We start from the raw sequence: 5,874 nt of genomic DNA, 5'->3' as shown, positions 1-5,874 counted from the left end.
TGGTCGTTCGATCTGATGGTACCATCTGGTCATGGGGAGATAACGCATTTAGGGAGCTTGGGATAGGCTCAACCATCGACAACATCAGCACTCCAAGCCAAACACTTTTTATTGCAGATATTGGTTTAATTGATGAAGCAACCCATCCAGAGGGACTTTTTCCTAATAACTCTGCTGAGGAAGCTGATATTCTAAGCGATGGAATCAAGCTACGAGATGCCATCGATTCTGTTGGCGACGAAGATTGGGGCACTTTCACCTTCACCCTCTCCTTTGGCGTTGTAATCGAGACATCTGGAGATTCAGGGGATACTTATCTGACCCTTTACAACAGCGATCTGGAAGAGGTGGCCAGTGACGATGATGGGGGGGTGGATTTTTGGTCGCGGATTGAGTTGAGCTGCGACAATCCCCTGGGTCCCGACACCTATTATGTCAAGGTCGAGGAACTGGGCAACAACGCCACCATCGACGCCTACGATCTCGACATGACCGTCACCGCCTGCCCCCAAGCCGACTCCGACGGGGATGGAGTGGCGGATGAAGATGACCTCTTTCCCAACGATCCCATTGATTGGGCGGATGTGGATGGGGATGGTACGGGGGATAATGCCGACGAAGATGACGACAACGACGGCATGTCCGATATTTTTGAAGAGACCTACGGGCTCGATCCGCTCGACAGCTCCGACGCCGAAATTGACAGCGATGGCGATGGGGACTCGAACCTGGATGAATTTCTCCACCAGAGCGACCCCACCGACCCCCTGGTCACCTCCTTCCCCTGCCAGGTCGAACGCACTTTTTCCGACGTTTCCTGCGACCATTTTGCCGCCGACGAAATCTCCATTCTCGCTGAAACCAGCATCACCAACGGCTGCGGCGACGGCAGCTATTGCCCCGACAACACCCTGCAACGCGCCGAAATGGCGGTCTTCCTACTCCGCGCCCTCTACGGATCGGACTACATCCCCAACTCCGCCAGCGGCGAGATGTTCGACGATGTGAGTGCCGATTATTGGGTGGGTAACTTTATCGAGCATTTCATGGATCTGGGCATCACCAGCGGCTGCTCCGACAGCGGCTTTTGCCCCAGCAACGATATTTCCCGAGCGGAGATGGCGATTTTTCTCCTACGCATCCGCTACGGCGCCGACTATCAACCCCCAGAAGCCACCGGAACGCTCTTCGGGGATGTTTCGGCAGACTATTGGGCTGCCTCCTACATCGAACAGCTGGATCGGGAAGGAGTCGCCAGCAGCTCCATGGAGCCTGGACGGGAGTGTGATGGAGAGGGGAATTATTGCCCCAGCCAAAACATCAACCGGGGGGAGATGGCCTATTTTCTGGTCAACCTGTTCGGTCTTGGTGAGGAAACCGACTCCCCCACCACGGCGCTCGTTCAACAAACCGGCCAAACCACCTCGGTGGCCACCGGGGATGACGGCGATCTACAACCGGGGGTCACCTGGCCCGAGCCCCGTTTTACCGATAATGGCGACGGCACCGTGACCGATCATCTGACGGGGCTCATCTGGCTACAGGATGCCGGTTGCTGGGAGAGTGACAGCTCTGGAATCGACGAAATCGAAAGCCTGAATGGGGGTGAAGTGATCTGCGAAAGCTACACCAGCCCCTTCAGCGATTGGCGTTTGCCCTCCATCCGGGAGTTGCAGAGCCTGTCGGACCTGGGCAACAGCTCCCCGGCTCTGCCCACCGGCCACCCCTTCCTGAACGTGCAAACCGACAGCGACTATCTCTCCAACACCTATTATGAACTCTCCAGCCAGGGCTATTCGTGGCTGCTCGACATGGGGACCGGTGCGATCACCCCCGACGCCAGTGCCGCCCGGATCTGGCCGGTACGGGATGCCACCCCGCTCCAGCAGCTGAAAACCCGGGAGTCCAACACTGCAGCCCTGGTTCCCCAAACCGGTCAAACCGCCTCCTACTGGAGTGGGGACGACGGTGATCTGCAATCAGGAGTGGCCTGGCCCGAACCTCGCTTCAGCAACAATGGCGACGGCACCATCACGGATCAGCTCACCACCCTGGTCTGGATGAAAAACGCCGCCTGCTGGGACGCGGATACCTGGGAGGTTGGCCTCAACCGCGTGGCTGAATTGAATGTCGGCCTGCAAACCTGCACCGGCTACGATGGCCGGGACGCCAACTGGCGTCTACCCACCCGCAACGAGCTGCTGAGCCTGGTGGATCTCTCCTGGTATTATACCGACTACCCCTTTGATAACCGCCAATCCAACTATTGGTCCAGCACCTCCCCCCCGAATGAAGAGGATATGGCCTGGTATGTGGGCTTCGGGGGAATCTCCAACACCATGGAAACCCTCAAAACCTTCCACGCCTGGCCGGTGAGGGACGGCTCTTAACGCCCCACCACACCCATCTCGCCCCCACCCAGCCCTTTCCACCCCCCGTGGAGAGGGCTGGGAAGAGGTCATCATCTCTCACGCCACCAACCGCTTTTCCCCCTCTTTTCCGCCACTCCCCTCCCCCAAAATTTGCTGAATTCCTGCACATTATAAAAATCCCCAACCCCCGCCAAAATAGCTCCCATCAATCACCCCAGGATGACAAAAATCCCACTGCCTGGGAAATCACTTTGAACCCTTGATGCGGACAGAAGGAAAAGATCATGCCTACCGGAAACTTTCGCCCCAACTATCGAGCCCTGGATGATGACAACAAGCCCTTGGCTTACGGACGTGTCTACACCTACAGCCCAGATTCCGAAGAACTGAAACTCACCTATTCCAACCCTGGAAAAACCATCCTCAATGATAATCCGGTTACCCTGAATCATCGGGGGGAAGCGAGCATCTATTTTAACGGCTTGGCAAAGCTCTATATAAACGATGCCCATGATACCCAAGTCAATACGCTTGAAAAAACCAACCAAGAATCCATCAAGAAGGCCGCTGCCTCTCAGAGTGGTGCGTGTGAAACTCCTGAAAATCAAGCGGAAGTAAATGTAAATGAACTATGTTCCGACACCATCGAAGTAGGCGGGGTCTCCTATCAAGACTACGCAACCTCTCTTCAGGATGCCATCGACAATAATTCTGAAGCCATCTTTTACTTTGGAGCAGGGGATTATTATCTTTCAAAAACCATCAATCCCAAAAAAAACCAGTCCTTTGAAATAGATGGAACAGGAAGCGCCCGAATCCTGACTGATGTTACCCAGGGCGTAAACTATGCCTTTTATTCATCAGGAGAGGCTGATGGTGTTATGTTTGATGGTCTTGATTTCGAAGAACTGTCTCCAACTGTCGAGATGTCAAACGAGTCGTCATGGGGATCCACTTCCATCAGAATAACCGACTGCGACAATGTCACAATCCAAAATTGCAGCTCCAAGGGTTACACTCAATACGGCTTCATCATCGACAGCACCAATGAAAATGAAATCCAGTCCCCTAACATAAACAACAACGTGGTGACTGAATTCGGCCTCGCTACTCGCCCAGAAGGTTTCACAGATGCCAGCACTTCTGTGGGCCTGGTCATCTATGCAAGAGGGAATGACGTTTCCTCAGGAGCAGAACTCAACAATAATATAGTCACGATTCAAGAAAAAGATGGTGCGATACCAGATGCATCTTGCTGCAAAGTAGAAAACATGAGTTCATGCACGATTAATGGAAACACCTTCTCAAGACTGTATAACGTCACCGGCACCACTGATAGTGCGGCCTTTGAGGCGATTGGGCTAACAGGCTCTACTATTGAAAACAATAACATCATCAATCATGAACCCAACAGATACGCTAGCACGATCAGAAGTGGCAAGTATGTAGAGGGGGGCTCAACCATCAGATACTACAAGTCTGCTGGGTCAAACTTCATGAACAACAACTACATGGGAGAATACGGCGATGTTGGAATTATTGGCGAGCTATCACACACTAAAATAATGGGTGGTAGCGTAGAAAAATCAATAGAAATCCAATATACAACTGTAAACTTTGGAGAAACAGAAGAATACGAGAGAGATTCTGTAATCGACAATCTTAAAATCGATGGCGTCACTGTCTCAGGCCAGATCGTATCCAGGGCGATCAAAGCAAATAAACTTGTCCTGACCAACAACTCTGTCAACTCAATATTGATCAGCCCGCTTCACAAAGATACCGGCTCATCTGATATTGAGTCTCTGTATAACAACACTGAAATTTCTGGGAATGATGATGTGACTTACATCATCGTCAAAGCTCGGACCGGAGGCATCGTTAAAATACATGATAACGGCGTTCAAGAGCAGATCGGATTATTGCCTACGGACACTGATGCAACCGATTCACTCACAGATGTTTCAATCGAACGAAACAAAACCGGCACCACGATTGAAGTAGCTGTCGATTCTGTCGATGGCCTGAAAATCAGCGATAACGATGTTTCCAGCTATCTTGAAATCAAGCCTACGGGAACCATCAAATCCTATAAAGATATCACTGTCACCAACAACAAAATTGGGAGCCATATCGAGGTTGATACCGATACTGTGGAAGGTTTTCGCCTTTCTGACAACCAAGTTGCCACCAGCATTACCGTCTCTGCCCCCAGCAATAACCAGACACACTCCGATCTGGACGTCAACAACAACAAGATCGAAGGCCCACTCACCATCAGCGTTGACAACACCGACGCCCTGCATATCAACGGTAACGTGATCAAAGGCCATTTCAGTGTCTCTCCCACAGGGGGCACCACTCAGTCCCATAATGACATGGCCATCACCAACAACCAGATTTGGGGCTCCATCCAGATGGATATCGACAGCGTCGATGGCCTCAACATCAAGAGCAATATGATCAAAAACGGCATCCAGATCACCCCCACCGATCCGGATACCTATCAATCCGGCATCATCTCCGAAAACACCATTCTGCTCAGCAACGCGATTCTTGGCGAAAGCAATGAAATTGTCCGCATCAACGGCAAGACCATTCGCTTCACCAGAAACACAGTGGTCAACAAAAGTAGCGTCAACCTGGATCACCTGGTGGAAATCGGTGCCAACTATGTAATCATCTCCGACAATACCTTCCATGCCGGCTCCAACGACAGCTATCGACTGGTGAAGGTCAAGGGAACCGCCAGTGACGCACGGATCATCAACAATCACGTCCGTGGGGTGTTCGAAGTCCCTGGTCTGGTGAGCGCCGATGGCAGCGGCACCTTCTGGGATCGAGACAATACCGGAGAGGCTATGGAAGCGGGTGGTTGGTTTCACCCCGCAGGCGGTGGCGACATTCTCTCTGGAACCGGCGTCACTTCCAACAATATCGCGGTTCTCCCTGCTCAAATCGGTGATATCGTTGAGGTAAGCCCCGGGGAAGATATTCAGGGCTGCCTGGTGCAGGGATTCGTCGACTCCGACGGTCAGGTCAAAATCAACCTCTTCAACCAAACCGGCAGCACCGTCACCGGCTTCAGTTCGAAGCTGTGGTATGTCCGGGTGAAATCTTTCCAGAATGATACCACGGCTTAACGCTCACTATTGCCAACGGTAAAAAAACCGTTTGCAATATAACCTTGGAATTGGCGACACTGGTTGAAATTAATTTTGGTCCCGAGGCATAAGTATACGCCTCGGGACCGGTCGCCTTTTTTCCAGGGATAAAATTCATGCGCGTCATTTTATACGCCCTCCTCCTTTTCCTCTCCTCCCCCTCCTTGGCCACCGCTGTCGAACCGATGGTCTCAGCTGGCGCTTATTTTACCATAGGCCTGAAATCTGATGGTACCGTCTGGAGTTGGGGGCATAACTACCACCTGAATCGGTGACTTTGTACTGAGACGCCCAGCCCCGTGCTCTCGGGCCAGCACTTCGACCACCGGAACCTCCAT

3 protein-coding genes are annotated in these 5,874 nt (G+C 52.2%); all 3 read left to right on the top strand.

Translation table 11 applies throughout. The features are described 5' to 3' along the window. The coding region (locus tag HQL52_19675) for a DUF1566 domain-containing protein (protein ID MBF0371662.1) at window positions 1-2,390 on the top strand (2,390 nt) is incomplete at its 5' end. A 266-nt stretch (window positions 2,391-2,656) separates the two neighbouring features. Further along, window positions 2,657-5,515: a hypothetical protein gene (locus tag HQL52_19670; GenBank protein MBF0371661.1), complete on the top strand. Its 2,859-nt coding sequence runs from the start codon at window positions 2,657-2,659 to the stop codon at window positions 5,513-5,515. A gap of 137 nt (window positions 5,516-5,652) precedes the next feature. Then, a complete protein-coding gene (locus HQL52_19665) occupies window positions 5,653-5,811 on the top strand; it encodes a hypothetical protein (GenBank protein MBF0371660.1) in 159 nt (52 codons plus the stop codon). The last annotated feature ends 63 nt before the right edge of the window (window positions 5,812-5,874 follow it).

This window comes from Magnetococcales bacterium, from assembly GCA_015232395.1.
Classification (GTDB): Bacteria; Pseudomonadota; Magnetococcia; order Magnetococcales; family JADFZT01; genus JADFZT01.
Note: the sequence above shows the minus strand (reverse complement) of the source record. Positions and strands in the feature narration are given on the sequence as shown.

Excerpts from the sequence above, each read along its gene's own strand:
- HQL52_19670 (MBF0371661.1), top strand. The coding sequence starts at position 2,657 with ATGCCTACCGGAAACTTTCGCCCCAACTATCGAGCCCTGGATGATGAC.
- HQL52_19665 (MBF0371660.1), top strand. The coding sequence starts at position 5,653 with ATGCGCGTCATTTTATACGCCCTCCTCCTTTTCCTCTCCTCCCCCTCC.